Below are 2,091 nucleotides of genomic sequence, written 5' to 3'. Positions count from 1 at the left end.
AGGGCTGACCATCACATGCGATGCGGCAGGATGCGACTTCGTATGGAGCGATCTATCGAAAAAACTCTTCGATGGACCTGCTCTGGAAGATTTTCTAGATCCATGGTAGGCCATGGTACTCAAAGCTATCCTAATAGTTTTTAAGTTGTGGTTTACATGTACACCTGGTGTCATCAGGTGTGCAATTGATTGCCTTCTGGTAAATCTCTTGTACTTGTTGGGAAGTCATGCTGTCGAAACGCGGAGAGAGTGTCATTCCAAAAAATTTAGTGCTGAAAAGCCCGAACACTTTTCTCCTTTGCTGAGGATCTACCCATGCACCTCCGCTATTACCTCCACGGAACGGGTTATCTGACATCCGAGTAGGTCCAGACGAAGTGTTAATATCACGTCTGACTTTGTACATGTATTTACTTTGATTATAGTTCCACGGATATCCAATGGCTATTACGCGGCTTGGAAGATCACCTGAAACCCCTAACTCCAACGCACGTAGCTCTTCTGGTAGTGGAGGAGCGATGCGAATAAAACCGTAGTCGTTCTCAGGCCTTTTTCTACCACCTGGTAACCAATCAGGGTGGACTGTTGCGCATTCCCATGAAAATCTCTCCCCCTGGTTATCGTTGCAACGAAGACAGAATGAGAAATTGCTTTTCCATACGTCACCGCTGCGTAGACAATGAGCTGCGGTTAATATGATGTTGTTTCTTGTTTCTCCTTTCTGAACGAACTGTGCGGTACAAAAGTAGTCTTCTGTTCCTTCCCTTGAGAAAAGCTTCCCAGCATTTTTGTAAGGTACTCGATTGAGATCTGCTCTGGTTGGTGGTGGTGGCGATTCTGATTTTTCTAAAACTACTCTATCTTCCTTTTCTATCTTGAGATCATCAGATGTTTTTGAGCGCTGTAGAACATTTTTTAATTCTTCTTCGCTGATCTCTGGAGGAGATATTGGGATTGCATTTAGCATGCGTTCTTTGGTCCAGTGTTCTTCGGGATCGTCTGTAGTTGAGCTTGACTGTTCCTGTGCATTGATTCCGGAGATTATTAAAATCAATGTAGAGAGTGAAAAACTAAGTAGGTGTTTCATGTTTTTTCCTCTAGTAAGATTGATATTTCCAAGTGGAGTAATTCACTCCATCAGACTTCTTTAGAAGGAAGGATTAGGGAAAGGGATTTCTGTACATGTTTCCCTGCTCTCGGCGAGAGCTTATTTGTGCCGTGGCTATTTTTCTGTTGAGTGGTTTCTCACATAATGGATTGTGCTATAAGACTATAATAGCTTAATGGTGTTTCGGGTGTGCTTTGCATGTGGCCTCTGCTTAGTTATGTGCCTGTTGTGGATTCTACCACATTGTGCGTCTGGTTGTAGATGAGTGTGCGTGGGTTTGCGGCTTGCTTTTTTCTGCCATTGCTTATGCGTTGGACTCTGAATAAGCGCCTGTCTCTATACTTAAACGAGGGTTGTTGTACTCTGCCCGTTGTTCATGTTCTTTTGCTCTCCTGTGTTCCTCTCTGAAGCATGTCTGGTTGCAGCGAAGGACATTTGGTTTTGGATAAAAAAGTATTTGAATAGGTATAAATTTGATTAGAAAGAAATGACACTTACTCGTTTTTCACATGACACTTATTTTCTACAGAAAAACCCTTGGGCAGGATTTTTTCAAAATATTACACATATTCAGGTGTGAATACCCGGAAGCAAGCCAAAAAAAGGCCATTCGGCTCGTTTAGGTAGTTGCGGGTAATAGGATCCCGTAGCGGAGTTTCGTTCTCCGCTCGTCGACCCCTGTGCCCCGTGATTCGACGCTAGGTCGGTAACGATTGGGGACTTCGGTAGACGCCCGGAAGTAATTTCTTGGCTTCCTCGTAGATCTTATCTCGGCTCCAGTCCGGGTGTTCCGTCAGGATAGCAAGTGCGAGTTTTGAGATGAGCGCTTTGGCTTCGGGGTTGAGCTGAGCGAGGTATTTGCTTACCGGGTCGAGGCTGCGGGTGCCGATTGTGGCGGTGATGGTTTGTACGGATGTCTGCCGCTTTTTGGCCGCTTTCTCCTGAGTCTTTTTGTCCGCATTGCGGGCAGGACTTGTTGGGGC

2 protein-coding genes are annotated in these 2,091 nt (G+C 45.2%); both read right to left on the bottom strand.

Translation table 11 applies throughout. The annotated features are described in order from the left end of the window. Positions 1-130 precede the first annotated feature (130 nt). Positions 131-1,087: a trypsin-like serine peptidase gene (locus N434_RS25370; RefSeq protein ID WP_110760774.1), complete on the bottom strand. Its 957-nt coding sequence runs from the start codon at positions 1,085-1,087 to the stop codon at positions 131-133. Positions 1,088-1,806: 719 nt separating this feature from the next. Next, positions 1,807-2,091, bottom strand: a 285-nt coding sequence (locus N434_RS25940; protein ID WP_181424077.1) for a hypothetical protein, incomplete at its 5' end; no start/stop codon positions are given.

This window comes from Rhizobium sp. UGM030330-04, assembly GCF_003208455.1.
Lineage (GTDB): Bacteria > Pseudomonadota > Alphaproteobacteria > Rhizobiales > Rhizobiaceae > Agrobacterium > Agrobacterium rhizogenes_A.
This window is presented reverse-complemented; position numbering and strand designations above follow the sequence as displayed.